This window comes from Streptomyces sp. NPDC087422 (assembly GCF_044744145.1).
Taxonomy (GTDB): Bacteria; Actinomycetota; Actinomycetes; order Streptomycetales; family Streptomycetaceae; genus Actinacidiphila.
Map to the genome: position 1 here is coordinate 1,028,779 of NZ_JBIUXT010000001.1, position 21,198 is coordinate 1,049,976.

At 72.1% G+C, this 21,198-nt stretch carries 14 protein-coding genes and 1 pseudogene; 7 read left to right on the top strand and 8 right to left on the bottom strand.

Annotated elements, in window-relative coordinates:
- Positions 1–183 precede the first annotated feature (183 nt).
- The 5 genes and pseudogenes from ACIO6U_RS04835 to ACIO6U_RS04855 form a co-directional block, all read right to left on the bottom strand.
- A complete protein-coding gene (locus ACIO6U_RS04835; protein ID WP_401715535.1) occupies positions 184–2,772 on the bottom strand; it encodes an ABC transporter permease in 2,589 nt (862 codons plus the stop codon).
- The gene (locus tag ACIO6U_RS04840; protein ID WP_401715537.1) at positions 2,769–3,635 is read right to left on the bottom strand and encodes an ABC transporter ATP-binding protein; all 867 of its coding nucleotides are present in this window, start codon (positions 3,633–3,635) and stop codon (positions 2,769–2,771) included. The genes ACIO6U_RS04835 and ACIO6U_RS04840 overlap by 4 nt, the downstream gene beginning before the upstream one ends.
- A 471-nt stretch (positions 3,636–4,106) precedes the next feature.
- A complete protein-coding gene (locus ACIO6U_RS04845) occupies positions 4,107–4,415 on the bottom strand; it encodes an immunity 53 family protein (RefSeq protein ID WP_355337259.1) in 309 nt (102 codons plus the stop codon).
- A 36-nt stretch (positions 4,416–4,451) separates the two neighbouring features.
- Positions 4,452–4,697 (bottom strand): annotated as a pseudogene (locus ACIO6U_RS04850) (IS5/IS1182 family transposase); the annotation flags it as partial.
- Between the two features lie 214 nt (positions 4,698–4,911).
- Positions 4,912–5,211 (bottom strand): hypothetical protein, encoded by a 300-nt coding sequence (locus ACIO6U_RS04855; protein WP_355337185.1) that lies wholly within the window; start codon positions 5,209–5,211, stop codon positions 4,912–4,914.
- 434 nt (positions 5,212–5,645) lie between these two features.
- On the opposite strand from ACIO6U_RS04855, the gene pepN reads away from it, so the two are divergent.
- Complete coding sequence (gene pepN / locus ACIO6U_RS04860) at positions 5,646–8,219, top strand: aminopeptidase N (RefSeq protein WP_401715539.1); 2,574 nt, start codon at positions 5,646–5,648, stop codon at positions 8,217–8,219.
- A gap of 288 nt (positions 8,220–8,507) precedes the next feature.
- Here the strand turns inward: pepN and ACIO6U_RS04865 are convergent, their stop codons facing one another.
- Complete coding sequence (locus ACIO6U_RS04865; RefSeq protein WP_401715541.1) at positions 8,508–9,830, bottom strand: MFS transporter; 1,323 nt, start codon at positions 9,828–9,830, stop codon at positions 8,508–8,510.
- A 137-nt stretch (positions 9,831–9,967) separates the two neighbouring features.
- On the opposite strand from ACIO6U_RS04865, the gene ACIO6U_RS04870 reads away from it, so the two are divergent.
- A complete protein-coding gene (locus tag ACIO6U_RS04870) occupies positions 9,968–10,483 on the top strand; it encodes a MarR family winged helix-turn-helix transcriptional regulator (RefSeq protein ID WP_401715543.1) in 516 nt (171 codons plus the stop codon).
- 157 nt (positions 10,484–10,640) lie between these two features.
- Here the strand turns inward: ACIO6U_RS04870 and ACIO6U_RS04875 are convergent, their stop codons facing one another.
- Positions 10,641–10,892, bottom strand: a complete 252-nt coding sequence (locus ACIO6U_RS04875; protein WP_188282296.1) for a hypothetical protein — start codon at positions 10,890–10,892, stop codon at positions 10,641–10,643.
- A 48-nt stretch (positions 10,893–10,940) separates the two neighbouring features.
- Positions 10,941–13,154: a 4-alpha-glucanotransferase gene (gene malQ, locus ACIO6U_RS04880; protein WP_401715546.1), complete on the bottom strand. Its 2,214-nt coding sequence runs from the start codon at positions 13,152–13,154 to the stop codon at positions 10,941–10,943.
- Positions 13,155–13,527: 373 nt separating this feature from the next.
- On the opposite strand from malQ, the gene ACIO6U_RS04885 reads away from it, so the two are divergent.
- The 5 genes from ACIO6U_RS04885 (at position 13,528) to ACIO6U_RS04905 (ending at position 21,190) form a co-directional block, all read left to right on the top strand.
- The gene (locus ACIO6U_RS04885; protein ID WP_401715548.1) at positions 13,528–17,031 is read left to right on the top strand and encodes a beta-N-acetylglucosaminidase domain-containing protein; all 3,504 of its coding nucleotides are present in this window, start codon (positions 13,528–13,530) and stop codon (positions 17,029–17,031) included.
- A gap of 179 nt (positions 17,032–17,210) precedes the next feature.
- Entirely contained in the window at positions 17,211–17,867 is a 657-nt protein-coding gene (locus ACIO6U_RS04890) for a hypothetical protein (RefSeq protein WP_401715550.1), read from the top strand.
- A gap of 20 nt (positions 17,868–17,887) precedes the next feature.
- Positions 17,888–18,919, top strand: a complete 1,032-nt coding sequence (locus ACIO6U_RS04895; RefSeq protein WP_401304603.1) for a hypothetical protein — start codon at positions 17,888–17,890, stop codon at positions 18,917–18,919.
- Positions 18,920–18,946: 27 nt separating this feature from the next.
- On the top strand, positions 18,947–19,237 hold the full coding sequence (locus tag ACIO6U_RS04900) for a hypothetical protein (protein WP_401715552.1): 291 nt from the start codon (positions 18,947–18,949) through the stop codon (positions 19,235–19,237).
- 15 nt (positions 19,238–19,252) lie between these two features.
- Entirely contained in the window at positions 19,253–21,190 is a 1,938-nt protein-coding gene (locus tag ACIO6U_RS04905) for an alpha/beta hydrolase (protein WP_401715554.1), read from the top strand.
- Positions 21,191–21,198: the final 8 nt, after the last annotated feature.

Genomic DNA, 21,198 nt, shown 5'->3' on the forward strand with positions numbered 1-21,198 from the left:
GCCCGCGCCGGCCCAGGGCCCCCCCCCCCCCCCCCCCCCCCCCCCCCGCGGGGCGGGGGGGGGGGGGGGGCGCGGCCCCCCCCCCCCCCCACCCCCGGTACGTACGTGAACAGGGCGGCCGTTTTCCTGACGGCCGCCCTGTCCGCGTGCACCGAACACGTTCAACTCACCGTGTCCGGTGGGCTATTCGCGGGCCGCACCCGCCGCCGCCGGGTTGGCGCGCAGCAGCGCGCGGGCCGGAAGGGCGGTGGAGAGCAGGCCGATGACCGTCGCGGCGCCCGCGAGGCCGAGAGCGGTGCCCGGCGGGATGTACGGGCTCGCGCCGGTCAGACCGCGGGCGATCGGGACGAGGGTGATCCACGCGATGGCACCGCCGATCAGCAGCCCGGCCGCGGCGACCAGCAGCGCCTCCAGGCGGACCATGCCGAGCACCTGGCGGCGCGTGGTGCCCGCCAGCCGCAGCAGCGCGACCTCGCGGCGCCGGTCCAGCACCGTCATCACCAGTGTGTTCGCGGCGGCGACCGCGGCGAATCCGCCGAGGACGGCGGCCATGACGCTGTTCGCCCAGGCGTTCAACTCCAGCTCCTTGTCGGCCTGCTGGCGGTACCCGGCGCGGTCGGTGACCGTGAGCCCGGCGACGCCCAGCCGCGACAGGTCCCGCGCGACGGCCGTACGGTCCGCGCCGGGCGCGTCGTGCACCAGCACCTGCGTGTCGTACGCCGTCCGCGCGTGGTCGGCCACTGCCGCGCGCGGCATCAGCAACTGGCCGATGCCCAGGCCGCGTTCGTACGTCGCCACGACCGTGGGCCGCACCCGGGTGCCGTCGCCGAGCCACAGCGGGATCCGGTCGCCGACCTTCACCTTCGCCGTACCGGCGAGCAGCGAATCCACGGCGACGGTCCGGCCGTCACCGGTCAGCGCGCTCAACGAGCCGGTCTTGACCCCCAGTTGGAGGACGTCGGGCAGCTTGCCCGGGTCTCCGGAAACACCCAGCAGGGACGCGGAGTTGAGCGAGCCGGAAGCCCGGTAGAGCGCGCCGGTGCGCAGGACGCCGACCGCGCCGTCCACGCCGGGCACCTTCGCGGCGCGCTGCGCGGTGTCGGCGGGCACCCCCGCGCCGGACGAGCCGAGCACCTGGTCGGCGACGACGCCGTCCTCGATCTGGTGGGCAGCCTCGTGCTTGAGCGAGCCCTGCATGCACAGGAGCGTGCCGCAGAAGGCGGTGACCAGCACGATCGGGGTGATCGCGGAGGCCAGCCTGCGGGCGTTGGCCCGGCTGTTGGCGGCGGCGAGCTGCGAGGCGGCGCCGCCCGCGCGCAGCGGCAGGCCGAGCAGCGCGGCGGCGGCCCAGGCCACGACGGGCCCGAGGAAGGCCACGCCGACCATGAAGCAGAAGACGATGCCGAGGGCGACGTTCGCGGCGTCCTCGCCCGTGGTGTGCGCGGCGACGGCGGCCAGGACGCAGCCGCCCGCGACGGCCGCCGCGCCGAGCACGGTCCTGATGACGCCGGGCCTGCGGCGCTCCACCGCGGCCTCGCCGAGCGCCTGGCTCGGCCGGGCCTTCGACGGGCGGCGGGCGGCCAGATATCCGGCGGCCAACGCCGCGAGCAGGCCCGCGCCGACCGCGCTCACCATCGGGATCCAGCCCGTGCTGAGCGTCACCCCGGCCGGGACGGCGTCCCGGTGGACGAGCTGCCTCACCCACCAGCGGGCCAGCGCCACGCCGGGCAGGATGCCCGCGGCGCCCGCGATCGGCGCCACCAGCATCGCCTCGGTCGCCACGGTGCGGCGGATCTGCCGCGGGGTCGCGCCGACGGCGCGCAGCAGCGCGATCTCCCGGCCGCGCTGGCCGATCGCCAGCGCGACGGTGCCCATCACCACGAACACGGCCGTCGCCGTGGCGATCCCGCCGAACGAGGCGCCGATGGCCGTCAGCATCTCCTTGCCCTCGGCCAGCTCCGGGTGCTCGGCGAGACCGCGGCCGTCGCCGGTGCGCACCTTCGCCGGGTCGCCGGGGGCGCCCTTGACCGCGGCCTCCACCTGCCGGGCCAGCTCGTCCGTGCTCACGCCCTTGGCGGGCAGCACGGCGATGGCGTCGGTGCGGCCCGGGTGTCCCGACAGGCGGTCGGCGACGGGGTCGGCGAAGTAGGCCGAGGCGCCGGCCGTGGCGCTTGTCGTAGCGCTTGCCCTGGTGCCGTCTTTCGCGCCGGCGCCGGTGCTGGTCTCCGTGTCGGTCAGGCCCGAGACCTTGTACGTGGTCGCGCCCGTCGGGGTGGTCAGCGTGAGGGTGTCGCCGACGCCGACGTGCGCCGCCCGGGCGGTGGCCGCCGACAGGGCGACCTCGCCCGTACCGGGCGCCCGCCCCCGCACCACCGTGCTCGCGTCGATCGCGTGGGCGGACCAGTCGCGGCCGGTCAGCGGCGGCAGCGTCTTCGACTGCACCGGGAAGGCCGTGTCGGGTACGGCCGCCGACACGCCCGGCGCGCGGGCGATGCGGTCGGCGAGCGCCGTGTCCACGCGGGGCTGGTCCGGCAGCGACGCCGCGTCGCTGTCGGCGTCGTCGCCGTGCCCCGTGGTGATCCGCGCCGACGGGTCGGCCGCCACCACGACGGGCGTGGCCGCGTACCGCACCGGCTTCACATGCGCCGTGATCCCGGTCTGGAGCATGCTGCCGCACGCCGTGATGACGGCGGACGCGAACAGCAGCGCGACGAAGGTGCCCACGAAGGACGCGGGCCTGAAGCGCACGGAGGCGCGGGCCAGGCCGTTCATGCCGCCGCCCCCACCCGTCCCGCGCCGCGCCCGGTCTCGCGCCGGGTCTCGCGCTGGGTCAGCGCCACCATCCGGTCCGCGACCGCCGTCGGCTCGGGGTGCCACAGCTCGTCAGCGAACGAGCCGTCCGCCAGGAACAGCACGCGGTCCGCGTACGACGCCGCCACCGGGTCGTGCGTCACCATCACCACGGTCGCGCCGAGCCCGTTCACCGCGTGCCGCAGCAGCCCCAGCACCTCGCGGGCCGTCCCCGTGTCCAGCGCCCCCGTCGGCTCGTCCGCGAAGATCACGTCAGGCTCCGTGACCAGCGCCCGCGCGATGGCCACGCGCTGCTGCTGCCCGCCGGAGAGCTGGCCGGGGCGGCGCCTTCCGTGGCCTTCCAGGCCCACCTGGGCCAGCAGCTCCGCCACCCGGCGCCGGTCGGGGCGCTCGCCCGCCAGGCGCTGCGGGAGCTGGACGTTCTGCTGCACGGTCAGCGACGGCAGCAGATTGAACGACTGGAACACGAACCCGATGCGGCTGCGCCGCAGCTCCGTCAGCCGCTTCTCGCTCAGCGCGGTGATCTCCACCCCGCCCAGCAGCACCTGCCCGGCGCTCGGCTTGTCCAGTCCGGCCGCGCACTGGAGGAACGTGCTCTTCCCCGAGCCGGAGGGGCCCATCACCGCCGTGAAGCTGCCGCGGGGCAGCCCCAGATCGATGCCGCGCAGCGCGTGTACCGCGGCCTCGCCGCGGCCGTATGTGCGCCGCACTTCTCTCAGCTCCACCGCGTACGCCGCGTACGCCGCGTCCGCCGTGGCCGGCGTGCCTGTCGTTTCGGCGTCCGCCGCCTTCTGTGCCCGCTTGCGTTCGCGCCGCGACGCCATCTCTTTCCCCTCAGCTCAGTCCGTTTCCCGACCCTCTCGACGCTACGGAGCCGCGCTCGCCCGAACCATGGCGTCCCCTGGCGTCCCCATGGTGGGGACAACCCCCGTCCCGGCGTGACGGCTGCCGCCGTTGTCTTGTCTTGCCCACCCGCCCACCCGTGCGGGTGTTTTCTTCGTCTGCGGGTGCCGCTTGTGCCTGGTCGGTGCCGGTCCGGGGCACCTCCTCGAAATGCGGCTACCTGCTCTTTGCTCATCCGGCACCCTCCCTGTCACCGCATTTCTGCGGGGGCACCCCGGCCCGTCCCCTCCCGGTACGTCGGCGTCCGACGGTCCGGTGGGGGTGGCCGGGGAGGGGGGTGAGCGGGTGGGCTCGGGTACGTCGGCGCCCGCCCGCCGAGGGGGGTTGCCGGGGAAAGGGGGTGGGGTGGTCGACCCATGCTGACAGGGTGACGGCCCCGCCGGTCACATCACTTACTGGACTCTCGCTGTTGCCCAGACCTGGAACAGTGAAAGGGCCTCGGTCAGGTTGCCGGGGCCACACGCGATGTGAAACGCCCCCTCGGCCGTCCGAGTCATCACCCAGTCGTGCTCACCTCGCATGACCCGCTGTGGGGAATACTCGCGGGTCGCCAAGTCCGTCTCCTCAAGATCAATCGTCACGGCCCAGCCCGGGTTGTCGAGCGTCTCGATCTTCACGCCCCATCCGTGTTCCCAGTCGCCATCGCACTGTGAGGCGTACCAGCTCTGCAACCAGTCAAGGACATGCTCGGATTTGGACATAGACGCAGATGCTAGAAGCTGCCCGACGGATCGGGCCCGCAGCCAGAGTCGGATCGCTGCGACGGTGACCGTCCCGTGAAAGACGTAGGCCCGCTTGTCGTAGCGCGTCGCGACGGCCCTGAAGTGTTTATTCGAGCTGGTTGACCGTGCGCTCGACCGTGTTGCGTCGCTTGTACATCTCCTTGTCGAAGCTGGCGGGTCGGCACCCTTTACCGCCGCGGCTTCGACGCTTGGCCCGCTGGCCTTTGGGCTCGGGATGGTGTGCTTGATTTGAGTCCTTCGCGACCATGCTCAAGTACGGACCCGGCAAAGGATCCCGTTGATCACCCGCCGGTGATCGCACCAACGGCCGCCCCAACCCCCCCAGACTTCGGCAGAAGCGACTCAAGCCGCATCCACTCGTCGTTGGTCGGATCACCCCGCCCCACGACCAGAACAACGACCACATCATCAGATGGTCACAAAGATCCGCCGGACAGGCCCTAGGCGAATCGGGCTACTGGATGGTGTCGGGAAGGTCTGGGGCAGCGGTGTCGGCTACAAGTTCGGCAAGCTCGAAGCGGTACTCGAATTGCTTCATGTAGCCCTCGACACGGAGGACGTATGTCCGCTCGGAGCACTTGAACGCCTGCCTGCGCCGGGGTTTGCGCACGTCGCGGTCGAAGGTGTTCACCAGGTTGAGGAAGACGCCCGGCGCCTCCTCATGGCTGGCCTCGAACTCGGTGAGGGTGTCAACCCGATAGGGCCCGTGAGGCGAACCGCCGACCGGACTTATCAGGACCATCCATCGGGCCACGCCAGCTCCTCGCCCATCGCATGAGAGTGATCAACGCCCCCATTCCACCCGACCCGGCTGACGATCACCAACAGCCCACCCGCCAGCCGCCCAGAACCCGGCCCCCATCCACCCCCTCCTCCTCAGCCACAGCGGACCGTCGGACGCCGACGTACCGGGAGGGGACGGGCCGGGGTGCCCCCGCAGAAATGCGGTGACGGGGAGGGTGCCGGATACACGGGAGCAGGTAGCCGCATTTCGAGGAGGTGCCCCGGACCGGGACCGACCAGGCACAGGCGGCACCCGCAGAGGACAAAGCACCCGCACGGCATGGGGGTCCCCCCGCCGAAGGTAGGGGGAGGGCGGGAAAAGACAAAGCCCTGGCGGCGAGCCGTGGAACGGAAACGTGCCGTGCGAGGATGGGCGTCTCATCTGACGAGAAGGAGTGGGCCACCGTGCCTGGTACGAACCTCACGCGTGAGGAGGCGCAGGAGCGTGCGCGCCTGCTCACCGTGGACGCTTATGACATCGAGCTGGACCTGCGCGGCGCCCAGGAGGGCGGCACCTTCCGGTCGGTGACCACCGTACGGTTCGAGGCCGCCGAGGCGGGAGCGGAAACGTTCATCGACCTGGTCGCCCCCCTCGTGCACGAGGTGGTGCTCAACGGCGAGCCCCTGGACGCGGCAGCCGCGTTCAAGGACTCGCGGATCGCGCTGCCCGGCCTGCGCTCCGGCGAGAACGAGCTGCGGGTCGTCGCGGACTGCGCGTACACCAACACCGGCGAGGGCCTGCACCGGTTCGTCGACCCGGTCGACAAGCAAGCATATTTGTACACGCAGTTCGAAGTACCGGACGCCCGCCGCGTCTTCGCCAGCTTCGAGCAGCCGGATCTGAAGGCGAGCTTCGCCTTCACGGTCCAGGCCCCGGCCGGCTGGACGGTGATCTCGAACTCCCCGACCCCCGAGCCCCCGGCGGACGGCGTGTGGGTGTTCGCGCCGACCCCGCGCATCTCGTCGTACATCACGGCCCTGATCGTCGGCCCGTACGCGTCTGTGCACAGCAGTTGGGAGGGGAACGGCCGCAGCGTGCCGCTGGGCATCTACTGCCGTCCCTCGCTGGCGGAGTACCTGGACGCCGAGGCGATCTTCGAGGTCACCCGGCAGGGCTTCGACTGGTTCGAGGAGAAGTTCGCGTACGCGTACCCCTTCCCGAAGTACGACCAGCTCTTCGTGCCGGAGTTCAACGCGGGCGCGATGGAGAACGCGGGCGCGGTGACGATCCGCGACCAGTACGTGTTCCGGTCGAAGGTCACGGACGCCGCGTACGAGACGCGGGCCGAGACGATCCTGCACGAGCTGGCGCACATGTGGTTCGGCGACCTGGTCACCATGGAGTGGTGGAACGACCTGTGGCTGAACGAGTCGTTCGCCACGTACACCTCGATCGCCTGCCAGGCGTACGCGCCGGGCTCGAAGTGGCCGCACTCGTGGACGAGTTTCGCCAACTCGATGAAGACGTGGGCGTACCGGCAGGACCAACTGCCGTCCACGCACCCGATCATGGCGGAGATCAACGACCTGGACGACGTGCTGGTCAACTTCGACGGCATCACGTACGCCAAGGGCGCCTCGGTGCTGAAGCAGCTCGTCGCGTACGTGGGCGAGGACGAGTTCTTCGCGGGCGTGCAGGCGTACTTCAAGCGGCACGCGTGGGGCAACACGCGGCTGGCGGATCTGCTGGGCGCGCTGGAGGAGACCTCGGGGCGCGACCTGAAGACCTGGTCGAAGGCGTGGCTGGAGACGGCGGGCATCAATGTGCTGCGGCCGGAGGTGACGGTGGCCGAGGACGGTACGGTCGCCTCGCTCGCGGTACGGCAGGAGGCCCCGGCGCTGCCCGTCGGCGCGAAGGGCGAGGCCGTGCTGCGCCCGCACCGGATCGCGGTCGGCGCGTACGACCTGGTGGACGGCAAGCTGGTACGGACCCAGCGCGTCGAGCTGGACGTCGTTGGCGAGTCGACGCAGGTGCCGTTCCCCGCGGGGACGCCGCGCCCGGCCGTCATCCTGCTCAACGACGACGACCTGTCGTACGCGAAGGTGCGGCTGGACGAGCAGTCGCTGGCCGTGGTCCGCGACCACGTCGGGGACTTCACGGAGTCGCTGCCGCGCGCGCTGGTGTGGGCGTCGGCCTGGGACATGACGCGGGACGGCGAACTGGCCGCCCGTGACTACCTGGAGCTGGTGCTGCAGGGCATCGGCAAGGAGACCGACATCGGTGTGGTGCAGTCGCTGCACCGGCAGGCGAAGCTGGCGCTCGACCTGTACGCCGACCCGGCGTGGCGCGACACCGGCCTGGCGCGGTGGACCGAGGCGGCGCTGGAACACCTGCGGACGGCGGCGCCGGGCAGCGACCACCAGCTCGCCTGGGCACGCGCCTTCACCCTCGCGGCCCGCACCGACGCCCAACTGGACGTACTGGCCGGGCTGTTGGACGGCACGGTGACGTACGAGGGACTGGCCGTCGACACGGATCTGCGGTGGGCGCTGCTGTCCCGGCTCGCGGCGACCGGCCGCGCGGACGAGAAGGCGATCGACGCGGAGCTGGCGCTCGACCCGACCTCGGCGGGCGAGCAGCACGCCGCGGCGGTACGGGCGGCGCGGCCGAGCGCCGACGTCAAGGCGGCGGTCTGGGCCTCTGTCGTGGAGGACGACAAGCTGCCGAACGCCGTGCAGGAGGCGGTGATCGGCGGCTTCGTGCAGACCGACCAGCGCGAGCTGCTGGCCCCGTACACCGAGCGGTACTTCGCGACGGTGAAGGACGTGTGGGACTCGCGCAGCCACGAGATGGCCCAGCAGATCGTGGTCGGCCTCTACCCGGCCCTCCAGGTCTCGCAGGCCACCCTGGACGCCACCGACGCCTGGCTGGCGTCGGCCGATCCGGCCCCGGCGCTGCGTCGCCTGGTCGTGGAGTCCCGCTCCAGTGTGGAGCGTTCGCTGCGCGCCCAGGCTGCCGACGCCGCCGCCGCCGGCTGACCGTCCGGCCTTCTCGCCACCGGGGCCCCGGACCGCCTTCGCGGTCCGGGGCCCCGGTGCGGCTGCCGCCCTCCTGCGGGTCACCACCCGCCCCGGCGGGGCAGTTCGCTTGTCGCCGGACCACCCGCCGGTGGGGGCTTGTCGCGCAGTTCCCCGCGCCCCTAAAGACCAGGCCCCGCGCAGGGTGAACGCACGGGGGCCGCGCCCCGAAAGACCAGGTCCCGCGCAAGGTGAACCCACCGGGTCCGCGCCCCTAAAAGCCACGTCCCGCGCAAGGTGAACCCATGGCTAGGCCGCGAGGGCCGGCGTCGGGCAGGGAGGCACTGGGCAAGGGGGCGCCGGGAGGGGGGCGAGGCGGACCGCGGCAGCGGGAAGTCGGGGCTCGAGGCGGAGGAGAAGGGCGGCGGCGCAGAGCGCCGTGAAGGTGAGCAGGGCCCAGGGAAGCCGGGAGTCGGCGGCGAAGAGGGCCGTGAAGAGCGAAGGGGCGAGGGTCGCGGCCAGGGACCAGGAGAGCTGGTAGGTGGCCATGTAGCGCCCGCGCAGAGCCTCGGGGGCGGCGGCGACGGCGAGCGCGCTGGAGGACGGATTGTGCACCAGTTCGGCGACCGTGTAGAGCGCCACCAGTGCGAACACCCCACCGCCGACGGCCCATCCGGCCTGCGGCCGTACCGTGCCGAACACCCCGAGCCCCACGAAGGCGGCGGCGAAGATCACCGCGCCGAGCGCGGCGGACCGGGTGCGGCGGGCGCCGCGCCCGCGGACGCGCCCGGCGACGTGGACGCCGCCGACGGCGCACAGCACGGTGTTGACGGTGAAGGCCGCGCCGGTCAGCGACTGCGGGCCGTTCAGGGTGCCCGCGATGAAGAGCGGGAAGAGCACGGCGAGGGCCGAATAGCCCAGCGCGGTGAGGAAGTTGGCGGCGGTGAGGCCGAGGAAGGCCCGGTCGGCGAGGACGAGCCGGTAACCGGCGGCGGCGGGCCGCTCGGCCGTCGCGGAACCGTCCGGCACCCGCGAGGCGCGGATACTCCGTATCAGCAGGGCGGCGACGCCGAAGCTCAGCGCGTTGAGCAAGGCGGCAGCGGTGAAGCCGCGATCACCTGCGACGGTGATGACCAGCGAGGCGAGCAGCGCCCCGGCGCCGAGCCCGGCGTTGCGCAGGGCGCGGGCGGCGGCCTGGAGGCGGTCGCGGTCGACGCCGCTCGCGACCTCGCCGATGTACGCCTGCTGGACGGCGGGGAAGGCGCGGTCGCCGAAAGCGGTGCCGAGGGCCACGACGGCGAAGGCGGGCAGCGAGGTCGCGAAGGGATAGAGCGCGAATCCGGCGCCGCGCACCCCGTAGAGCAGGAGTTGGACGCGGCGGGCGCCGTAGCGGTCGACGGCGGTCCCGGCGAGCGGCAGGGTGCCCATGCCGATGAGTCCGACGACGGTCAGGACGGCGCCGACCACGGCGAAGGAGAGCCCGGTGATGTGGTGGAAGAAGACCAGGCTGAAGGGGATGTACATCCCGGAGCCGACCGAGTCGACGCCCATCGCCCCGAGCAGGGCCCGCTCCCCCGGAATCCGGGCGACGGCGGGTCGTGCGGTGGTGGCTCGCGTACGCGGCAGCGACATGGTGAAGCTCCCCGATCCCGGTTCCGGTTCCGAACGAAGGCCGACCGGTCAGGTCGACAGAAGATAACTTAGCACTAAGCTACTTACTTGTAAGCTACTTTCTTGCCGTCGAGCGACCCCGCCCCGATACTGAGGCCATGACTCAGGAACCCCTCGACGTCGTCGACGCCATCACCGGTCAGTGGAAGTCGGAGCGCCCGGACCTCGACACGCTCCCGATGGCCGTCTTCGGCCGGATCTACCGGATCGCGCGCCTGATGGGCGACCGGATGGAGAAGGAGTACCAGCGGTACGGCATCGGCCGCGGCGAGTTCGACGTGCTGGCGACGCTGCGCCGCTCCGGCGAGCCGTACACCCTCTCGCCCCGGCAGCTCTCGGCCGCCCTGATGCTCACCACCGGCGGGATGACCGGCCGACTGGACAAGCTGGAGCGGGCCGGGCTGCTGAACCGCGCGCCCGATCCGAACGACCGCCGCGGCCTGCGCGTCTCCCTCACCGAGAAGGGGCTGCGGGTGATCGACCAGGCGGTCGGCGCCGGGCTCGCCCTCCAGAAGGCGACGCTCGACGCCGTCGAACCGGCGCAGGCGGAACAGCTCGCCGACCTGCTGCGGCTGCTGCTGGCCGCGTCGGCGGAACCGGGCGCCCGGCACTGAGACCCGCCACCCGCGGACCCGCCACGCGCAGACCCGCCACCCGCGGACCCGTCTCCCGCCCGCGCGCCCGACGCCGCGCGGGCAGCACAAAGCCCCCTGGCGCGCCGGGAAGTCCGGCGCCGAGGGGGCGAAGGGGCCCGAGGGCCGAGTGCCGCGGCTACTGCTTCGGGTGCTCCTGCTCCTTGCGGGTCTTGTCGGTCACCATGACCAGACCCGCGATGACCCCGAACAGGACGAGCGGGGCGAGCACGAACAGGCTGAGCGTCTCGATGACGCTCAGGCCGGAACCCGGGTCGTCGCCGTCGTCGCGGGCGAGCGCGAACGCCGGGGTCGACATGAGCAGCATGAGCGTCGTACCGGCGGTGATGACTCCGGCGCGCACGGCCTTCTTGGTGAGCTTCTTGTCCACGCCCTCAATGTAGTGAAGCCCCTCACGGGCCGCGCGCCCGGGGTGTCCTTACGGGTGTTCCGGGCCTTCCGGGTGTTCCGCCGCCCCGGCCCCGGCCACGACGGCCGGCCCGCTCCCGGCCGCGACGGCCGCCCCGGCCCCGGTCCCGGCGGTCGCCGCGCTCCCGGCCGCCGCCGCGACCGCCGTGTCCCCCGCCTCCGCCATCGCCTGCCGTACGTCGTCCACGAGCGCGTACAGCCGCGGCGAGACGGCGATCCGGTCCAGGGTGAGCGGGGTGCCGTCGGCGTCGGCGACGGGCAGCCGCCAGTTCGGGTACTGGTCCCAGGTGCCGGGCAGATTCTGCGGGCGGCGGTCGCCGACCGTGTCCGGCAGCCAGATGCCGACCATGCTCGCGGGCGTACGCGCCAGGAAGCGGTGAACGGCCTTCACCACCGCCTCCTCGTCGACCGCGCCCTCCGGCAGCAGCCCGAGCCGGCCGAGCAGCGCCAGCCACTCCGCGACCTCGGCGGCGTCGGCCGCCTCCTCCTCCGCGAGCGGGCGGGTCAGCAGCCCGAGCCGGTGCCGCAGCTCGACGTGTTCGCCGGTGAGCCGGGCCGCCGTGCTGGGCAGGTCGTGGGTGGTGACGGTCGCCAGGCACGACTCGCGCCACGCCTCGGGCAGCAGCGGACGGCCGTCGCCGCCCTCGGGCCCGGTCCCCTCGTAATCGCGTTCGAACCACATCACCGAGGTGCCGAGGATGCCGCGGCCCGCCAACTCCTCGCGTACGCCGGGCTCGACGGTGCCCAGGTCCTCGCCGATCACCACCGCGCCCGCGCGGTGCGCCTCCAGGGCCAGCAGGCCGAGCATCGCCTCCGCGTCGTAGCGGACGTAGGCGCCCTCGGTCGGCGGGCGGCCCTCCGGCACCCACCAGAGCCGGAACAGCCCCATGACGTGGTCGATCCGCAGGCCGCCCGCGTGCCGCAGCATCCGCGCGATGAGGTCGCGGTACGGCGCGTAGCCGGTCGCGGCCAGCGCGTCGGGGCGCCAGGGCGGCAGACCCCAGTCCTGGCCGCGGGAGTTGAAGGCGTCGGGCGGTGCGCCCACCGACATGCCCGTGGCCAGGACGTGTTGCATGGACCAGGCGTCGGAACCGGCGGGGTGCACGCCCACGGCCAGGTCGTGCACGACGCCGATGGTCATGCCCGCGTCCCGCGCGGACCGCTGCGCGGCGCCGAGTTGGGCGTCGGTCAGCCAGCTCAGCCAGCAGTGGAAGTCGACCCGGTCCATGTGCTCGCTGCGGGCCCGCGCGACCTGCGGCGAACGCGGGTCGCGCAGCCCCGCGGGCCACTTGTGCCAGTCGGCGCCGTGCAGTTCGGCCAGGGTGGACCAGGTGGCGTGGTCGTCGAGGGCCTGGCCCTGCTCGGCGAGGAAGTCGACGTAGGCGGCGCGGCGGCCGGGGCTCAGCGGCACCTCGCGCAGCAGCTCCAGGGCCTCGGCCTTCAGCGCCCAGACCGCGTCCCGGTCGATCAGCGCGTCCTTGAGCAGCACGGTGTCGCGCAGCGCGGCGGCCCTGCGGGACAGCGCGTCGGCCTTCTCCCTGGCCTCGCCGGACAGGTACGCGTACTCCGGCACCTCCTCGATCCGCAGGTACACCGGGTCGGGGAAGCGGCGGGAGGACGGGCGGTACGGGGAGGGGTCGGTGGGCGGGCCGGGGACGGCCGCGTGCAGCGGGTTGATCTGGACGAATCCGGCGCCCAGCGTCCGTCCCGACCAGGCGGCGAGGTCGGCGAGGTCACCGAGGTCGCCCATGCCCCAGGAGCGCTGCGAGAGCGTGGAGTAGAGCTGCGCCATGAAGCCGAAGGCGCGTCCCGTCGGGCCCGCCAGCCGCTCGGGCGCCACGATCAGGTCGCCTCTGGAGGTACGTCCGTCGGCGGTGGCCGCGCGCAGCGCGTACCGCCCCGGCGGGGGCGTCACGGCGGGGTCCAGCGCCTCGCCCGTCTCGGTCTCGACGGTGAGCCGGGTGTCCTCGGGCAGTGCGCGCAGCGCCTGCGCGAGTGTGCCGCGGCCCGATCTGAGCACCGTGCACGGCGGGAGCAGCCGGTTGGCCCGGCGCGTCTCGTACGCCGTGAGGGCGGACTTGACCGCGCTGGGCGTCGAGGCGTCCACGCCGAGCGCCGCGAGGACGGCGACGACCGTCTCCTCCGGCACCGGGACCTCCCGCCCGGGTGCCGGCCGGTACGTCACGTCCACGCCATAGAGCCCGGCAAGCCGCACCCGGTCCATCGGGCCTCCGCATTCGTCAGTCAAGGGGTTGATCGGTCGGTCACGCGTCCTCGCTCGCACGGGTTTGTCCCGGGAGCCGCACTGACCCCTACCCCGACGCCGCGCGCTGTACCCGGAGGCGCGCCGCGCCGCTCGTTCGAGGGGAGTTCCGGAAGGCGGCCCGCGGCCCGTCCGCGACGCGCCGAAAGGGCCGCCCGTGACCCTCCCGCCCCCTGCCTGCGGCGGAAGGCGGCGGAAGGCGGCGGCGAGGCGACCGGGAGGCGGACGGAATCCGGCGGCAAAGCGGAGGAAACTCCAGCCACATTGACACCGCACCGCGAGGAGTGATGGGCTCGTCGTCCGTCGTCGGTGCAGCACTCCGCAAGGAGGAACCGTGCAGGCCCTCCGGAGGAGTTCCGCCGCAGCCATCGCGGCCACGTTCATCGGCGGCTGGCTGGCCCAGTCGCCCGCCGCGACCGCCGCTCCCGCGCCGCCGAGCACACCGCCCGCCGGGACCAGGACGGACACCGCGGCCTCCCCGCGGCCCCCGGCGGTGTGGCCGCGCCCGCAGAGTCTGCGCGCGCAGGGGCAGTTCGCGCGCGTGACGAGGACGGTGACGCTGGTCGCGGGCACGGACGCCGACCCGTACGCGCTCGATGTGATCGAGGACGCGCTGCGCGGCGCGGGCGCCCAGGAGATCCGCAGGTCGGACACGCCGGGGTCCGGGCTGACCGTCTACGCGGGCGACGCGGCGCAGCCCCGGCTGACCGCGCTCAAGGCCCCCGAGCAGGACGACTTGGCGTCCGGCGGCTACCGGCTCGCGGTGGACGGCGGCACGGTGGCGCTGGCCGGAGCGGGCGAGGACGGCCTGTTCCACGCGGCGCAGACGCTGCGTCAGCTCGTCACCGGCGACAGCGGCGGCGAGCGCGGCTTCGCGGGCGTGGTCGTACGCGACTGGCCGACGGCGGCGGTGCGCGGGGTGACCGAGGGGTACTACGGCGTGCCGTGGACGCAGTACCAGCGGCTGTCGCAACTGGACTTCCTGGCCAGGACCAAGCAGAACCGCTATCTGTACGCGCCGGGCGACGACCCGTACCGGCAGGCGCAGTGGCGCGACCCCTATCCGGCGGGTCGGCGCGCGGACTTCAGGGCGCTGGCGGAGCGGGCGACGCGGGACCATGTGACGCTGGCGTGGGCGGTGGCCCCCGGACAGGCGATGTGCTTCTCGTCGAAGTCCGACCAGCGGGCGCTGGAGCGGAAGCTGGACGCGATGTGGGCGCTGGGCGTGCGGGCGTTCCAATTGCAGTTCCAGGACGTGAGCTACAGCGAGTGGCACTGCGGCGCGGACGCGCGGGAGTTCGGCTCGGGGCCCGACGCGGCGGCGCGCGCCCAGGCGAAGGTCGCCAACGTGGTGGCCGCGTATCTGGCGCGGCGCTACGGCAGCGCCGATCTGTCGCTGCTGCCCACGGAGTACTACCAGGACGGCACGACCCCGTACCGCACGGCGCTGGCGAAGGCGCTGAGCCCGGACGTGACGGTCGCCTGGACCGGTGTCGGGGTGCTGCCCGCGCGGATCACCGGCACCCAAGTGGCGGACGCGGCAGCCGCGTTGAAGCACCCGCTGGTGACGGTGGACAACTACCCGGTGAACGACTTCGCGCCGGGCAGGCTCTTCCTCGGCCCTTACACCGGCCGTCAGCCCGCGGTGGCGACGGTCTCGGCGGGGGTGCTGGCGAGCGCGATGCAGCAGCCCGCCGCGTCCCGTATCCCGCTGTTCACGGCGGCGGACTTCGCCTGGAATCCGCGCGGTTACGACCCGGCGGCCTCCTGGCAGGCGGCGATCGACGACCTGGCGGGGCCGGATCAGGCGGCCCGCGCGGCGCTGCGCGCGCTGGCGGGGAACGAGGCGTCGTCCGCGCTCGGCGGCGACGAGTCGGCGTATCTGCGCCCGCTGACCAAGGAGTTCTGGGCCGCGCTGGACTCCGGCGACCGGGCCCGGCTGACGGCGGCGGCGGCCCGGCTGCGGTCGGCCTTCACCGTGATGAGCGGCGCGCCGCACGCCCTGCGCGGGCTTGCCGACGGCACCTTCGGCGCCGAGGTGCGGCCGTGGCTGGACCGGCTGTCGGCGTACGGGACGGCGGGCGGGCACGCGGTCGACATGCTGGTGGCGCAGGCGGCGGGCGACGGCGCGGCGGCCTGGAAGGCCCGGCAGTCGCTGGACCGCGGCCGGGCGGCGCTGACGCAGGGCACGGCGAAGGTCGGCGAGGACGTGCTCGACGGCTTCCTGTCGCGGGCGGTCGACGACGGCGACGCCTGGTCGGGGCTGCGGGCGGACGGCAGGACCGCGACGGCCACGCTCGCCTCGGGGCGCGGCACCGACCCGTCGGCGATGGTGGACGGCAAGAATTCCACGGCGTGGTCGAGCAACGCTCCCCCGCAGCCCGACGACTCCTTCGGGGTCGATCTCGGGACGGCCAAGCAGGTCGGCTCGGTGCGGATCGCGATGGGCGACGGCAGCGGCTCCGACGACTTCCTGCACGACGCGGTCCTCGAACTGTCCGCGGACGACGGCACCGGCTGGCACCGGGTCGGCGAGTACCACGACCAGGCGGTGATCTCGGCGACGCTCCCCGCAGGCACCCGCGCCCGCCAGGTGCGGCTGCGCGCGAGCGACGGGCAGTCGGGGGCGGTGACGGTGCGGGAGTTCACCGTGTCGGTGAGCGGCGAGGTGGCCCCGACGGCCAGCGGTCCCGACGACGCGTCGGCCGTGGTGGACGGCGACCTCTCCACCTCGACCGCCGCGGATTCCGACGCGGGCGCGCTGACGGTGGACTTCGGCGGCGCGCGGCTGCTGGACAGCGTGACGATCGCCGCGTCCGGTGCGCGTACGGGGTCGGGCGCCCCCGCCGCCGCGGCCGATCCGGCGCCGGGGCCGATGGCGGGTTCCCCCTTCGGCCCGCATCCGATCGCCGTACGGGACACGGGCCCGCCCACCCGCACGGCCACCGGCCGGGTGACCAAGGCGCCCGCGGCCGTGGAGGTGCACACCCCGGGCGGCGGCTGGCAGCGGATCGGCAGCCTGACCGGGGACTGGACGGAGCTGCCCGCGGGGGTCGTCGCCGACGCGGTACGGCTGTCGGACGGCGCCGGGGTGCACGAGGTGGTGCCGTGGTTCGCCGGGGCGCCGCGGGTCACGTTCGACCAGCCGGAGGTGGACGCCGAGATCGGCGGCTCCGCCGTCCCGGTGACGGCGTCGGTGGCCTCGGGGCTGCCGCGCGACGAGAAGGCGGCGGTCTCGGTGGCCGCGCCGAAGGGCGGGGCGACGGCGACCGCGCCCGCGTCGGTCCCGCTGCGGCGGGGCGCCGCGGGAGCGGTGCCGCTGAGCGTGTCGGTGCCCGCGGGTACGGCGCCCGGCACGTACAGCCTGCCGGTGCGGATCACCGTGGCGGGCCGCACCGTGGAGCGGCGGATCACCGTACGGGCGCGGGTGCGGACCGCGGGGCCCGATCTGCTGCGCGGCGGCGTGGCGACGTCCTCGGGTGACGAGACCCCGGACTTCCCGGCCTCCGCGGTGGCCGACGGCGATCCGGAGACCCGCTGGTCCTCGCCGGTGGACGACCACGCCTGGGTGCAGGTCGAGCTGGCGGCCCCGGCCCGGGTCGGCAGGGTCGTCCTGCACTGGCAGGACGCGTACGCGGCCGGATATCAGGTGCGGACCTCCGCCGATGGAGTGACCTGGCACACGGCGGCCACGGTGACCGACGGCGACGGCGGAACCGAGACGGTGTGGCTCGACGCGCAGGACGGCACCCGGTACGTGCGGGTGCAGGGCGAGCGCCGGGCGACCAAATTCGGCTACTCGCTGTTCGGCGTCGAGGCGTACGCGGTGGCGGACTGAATGGCGGGCACATAGGCGCTTCGGCGGACGCCTGAGGACACCCTGTGTGGCTTGTGTCGCGGTTGGGCAAACCCGCTTCCGACACCTCACGAGCAACGCATAGTGTGAGGAGCCACTAACACATCGCTAGTGGCGTCACGCCTCACGACGACGCCGTTGCCACACAGGGGGACTCGTCCGTGACACGAAGTTCGGTGCCGGCTGCCGCGCTGACCACCACCGCACTTATCCTGCTCACCGCATGCGGCGGAAGCGACGGGGACAAGGGGTCGGACAAGATCGCCTCGACACCGCCGGCCAGGGCCACGACGAGCGCGAGCGCGTCGCCTTCGGCGAGTGCGACGGCTACCGTCCAGCGCCCGGTGATCAGCTTTCCGCCGGGTTCCAAAACGGTGTACGCGGACCAGCACACGGGAGACCCGGAGAAGGACGCGGTTCTCGCTGACGAATCGCATGCGGTCGACTCGGCATACGCAGCCATCCTGGAGGGCAAGGCCCGTACACCGGCCATGGAGTTCTACAACTCCGGCACGGCGCTGCGGGACGCCATCGACTTCGTCCAGGGTTGGCTGGACAAGGGCGACACCTGGGTCGGCACTGTCCGGTACTTCGACCGCAAGGTTACTTTGCGGAGTGACGGATCCGCGGTGGTTATTTACTGCTCCGACGAGACCAAGGCGTTCGTCAAGTCAACCAAGACGGGCAAGGTCAGCCAGGACAGCGCCTCAGCGGATGACTACGTGCTCTACAACGAGCGGTTGCTCAAGAGCGGTCAGGGCGTGTGGATTCTCAACAGCGTGACGCCGAAACGGGGGGCGAGTGAATGCCAGCCGTAAGCTCCCCTACCAGGGCCCTTATGGCTCTGGCCGCAGCCGTGACGCTGCTGACGGTCACGCCCGGTATTGCCCATGCCGGGATCGGCGGGCCTGGTACCAAGGGGCGAGCCAAGCCACCTGCTCACCCCAAGTCCGAGGGGACCGCTGACGGCGGAAAGATCTCAGCCCTCGCCGGCGTCCAGTTCGACCTCTCCAAGAACGGCACTGGTCCCAAAACAGGCGCCGTCACCCCTGTCTCCAACTGGACACCACCCGCGTGCTGGTACGCCCCCAAGTACGACTCCGAAGGCGCAGCTCGGGACTTCCTGGGGTATGACCGCAGCCCGAACCACACCGGCATGGAAGACGCTCAGTGGGTCAGGGACCGGTACGTCAACGGGCACCCGTACACCAATTTCAACCTGGCCAAACAGGGCACGGGCTACTGGTGGGGCACATTCTTCGACGAGAACCAACTCACCGATCCCGCCGCCGACGATTGCACCAAACCGCCGTTCTGGGTCGACACGGGTGCCCCTCCACCGCCGGTCAAGAACGCCGTCACGCCGGAGATCCTCGCACAGCTCGCCTATGCCCAGATCCTCATCCCGCAAGGCAAAGCGAACCTCAACCCGGACGGCACCCTCATCGTGAACGTGGCCACATGGGTGTGGATGGACCACACGACATTCCACCCGGTGTCCGTACGGGCCTACGTCTCGGTCCTCGGCATCGAGGCGACGACGACGGCTACCCCCATCGGTCTGCACATCGATCCCGGCACCGATGACGCCACCCTCATTCCGGCCTCGGGGGACTGCCCCATCGACGCCCACGGCAACGTCGGAACCCCGTACGCCAAGGGAGCAGACAGCAACAATCCGCCGTGCGGGGTCACCTACCATCGCTCCACCCAGAACCAAGGCCCCTACCCGCTCAAGGCCACGGTCACGTGGAAGATCAGCTGGACCGGCACCGGCCAGCCCACGCCCGTAGCTCTGCCGGACGGAACTTTCGGAACTCCGCAGGACGCTTTCGTACGCGAATACCAAACGGTAGTTGTGAACCGCTGAACGCATCGGCACTCGGGGGGAATCACCATGACGGATCTCACCGTCAACGAAGCGGACATGCAGTCGCTGAGCGCCGCTCTTGGGACAGCGCTTCTCGAACTGACAGCACTCCAGCAATCCTTGCACCACATGAATCTGGATCCGGTGGGAGCGCCGCCGCTGCTGGATGAGCAGACGATCTACACCCGTACGCGATACGACGACGTCACCGATCTTGGCAAGAACCTCAACGACAGGATCGATGACGTCGAGCGGGTCGGACCCACCCTCCAACGCACCGACCACCAACTGTCGGACAACGCGCCGCAGACGCGGTGAAGGAGGGAGACAACCGTGGGGCTCTCTCGTTATCCGACACTTGGGTTCGACCCGACTCCTGGCGACCCCGAAGGCGTCACCACGCTCGCGGGCGAATGGCAAGACGCAGCATTCCTCATGATCAAGATAGCCATGAAGCTGGACAGCGCTGAGGGTGCGCAAGCCCGGTGGCGGGGCAAGGCAGCGGACGCCTTTCGGTCCAAACTTTCGGCTCAGCGCGTCATGATCGGGAAACTCCGGGCCTCGTACGAGGACAATGCGGCACTGCTGACGGGGTGGGCGGGCCAACTCACCGAGTTTCAGCGGGAGGCCGCCGCGCTGGAGCTTCGGGCCGCAGGGCTCGACGAAAAGCGCCGGTGCCAAATCATCGGCCCGCAGAACATCCCTGTGCCGATGCTACAGGCCAGCCCCGCTCCGCCCGGACAGACCCCGACGCCATCGATACCGCCTGAGCAACTACAGGAAGAGATATCCGGAGTTCATCATCAGGCGGAGCAGTTGCACGAGCGATATCTCGATGCTGCTCGCGCCCTTGCTCGGACGGTGGAAAATCTGCTGCCCTTGCCGACAGGGAACACGGGCTGGTACGGGCAGGACATCGACGCCGCGCAGGAGTCCATGCTCGTCCAGCAGGAGGCGACACGTAAGGGTGGCCCGGTCCCCGTCGATCCCGCGCTGCGGGCGATTTGGTGGAACAGCCTCACCCCGGACGAGCAGGCCGTAGCGGCCCGCGAATACGCCAACGCCCCAGCCGCCGACGTCTACTCGACCCAGGGCCTGCCTGCCGACGCGGCCGACAGGCTGAACCGGCTGAGGCTTCAGGCAGAGGTGCGGAAGCCGGGCTGCCCGCAGCGGCTGAAAGATCTGTGGGATCGGCTGACCAATAAGCATAGATACGACTTCCAGGACGACGTCTTCCTGTTGGGCTTCGACGACGTGGGCAACGGTCACGTGGCTGTATCGTTCGGCAACCCTGACACTTCGTCCAACACCGCCGTCTACGTGCCCGGAACGGGTTCTTCCCTGGACAAGGCCAACGGAGATCTGAACCGGGCGCAGACGCTGTACGCGTCGGCGAACAGCCAGAATCCCCACTCGACCGCGTCGGTCTACTGGCTCGGCTACGACGCACCCGGCTGGGACGTTCCCGGTCCGGCGTCGCAGAGCTTCGCCGACGCGGGTGCCCCGAAACTGGCCGCGTTCGTCAATTCCCTCGGGGCGAACCACCGTGGCGCGGGCCATCTCACGGTGATCGGGCACAGTTACGGTTCCACGCTCGTCGGTGACGCCTTCGCGCACGCCGGAATGAAGGCCGACGACGTGATCTTCGTCGGATCGCCGGGCGTCACCGTGGACAGTGCATCGCAGTTGGGCCTCGATCCCAGCCACGTGTGGGCGAGCAAGGCGAAGTTCGACCCCGTACCCGAGATCTCGGCACCGCTGAATCCGTTGAAATGGACCGACGACCACAGTGTCAGATACGGCAACGACCCGACATCCACGGCGTTCGGCGGCCGGACCTTCGACGCCGGTGACGGCACCCGCGTCGGGCACGCGCACAGCGAATACTGGGACCCAGGTCCGTCCCTGGACAACATGACGCGTATTGTGACCGGCCAGCCCGACAGGGTCACGGCAATGCCGACCGAGCACAAGGTCGGCGTCCTCCCGAACCTCGCGGACCTGCCGGTACCTGTCATCGCTGCTCCGGAGTTCGGCGGAGCGGCCCTCCAGAACCTCGGCCACCACGTGGGAGGCTACTGGGGCAAGCCGATGGAGGACGCCGGCGACGCCCTGCACGAATTCGGGCAAGCCGAGAACAACGTGGTCAACATCGGCGGTGACCTCCTGACCGGCGACCTCCACGGCGCGGGCACCGATGCCAAGGACCTCGGCAGCGACCTGAAGGACAGCGGCAAGAACGCCATCAAAACCGTGACCGACTTCTTCTAGCGGTGGGA

Excerpts from the sequence above, each read along its gene's own strand:
- ACIO6U_RS04900 (WP_401715552.1), top strand. The coding sequence starts at position 18,947 with ATGACGGATCTCACCGTCAACGAAGCGGACATGCAGTCGCTGAGCGCC.
- malQ (WP_401715546.1), bottom strand. The coding sequence starts at position 13,154 with ATGGACCGGGTGCGGCTTGCCGGGCTCTATGGCGTGGACGTGACGTAC.
- ACIO6U_RS04865 (WP_401715541.1), bottom strand. The coding sequence starts at position 9,830 with ATGTCGCTGCCGCGTACGCGAGCCACCACCGCACGACCCGCCGTCGCC.
- ACIO6U_RS04840 (WP_401715537.1), bottom strand. The coding sequence starts at position 3,635 with ATGGCGTCGCGGCGCGAACGCAAGCGGGCACAGAAGGCGGCGGACGCC.
- ACIO6U_RS04870 (WP_401715543.1), top strand. The coding sequence starts at position 9,968 with ATGACTCAGGAACCCCTCGACGTCGTCGACGCCATCACCGGTCAGTGG.
- ACIO6U_RS04895 (WP_401304603.1), top strand. The coding sequence starts at position 17,888 with ATGGCTCTGGCCGCAGCCGTGACGCTGCTGACGGTCACGCCCGGTATT.
- ACIO6U_RS04845 (WP_355337259.1), bottom strand. The coding sequence starts at position 4,415 with ATGTCCAAATCCGAGCATGTCCTTGACTGGTTGCAGAGCTGGTACGCC.
- ACIO6U_RS04835 (WP_401715535.1), bottom strand. The coding sequence starts at position 2,772 with ATGAACGGCCTGGCCCGCGCCTCCGTGCGCTTCAGGCCCGCGTCCTTC.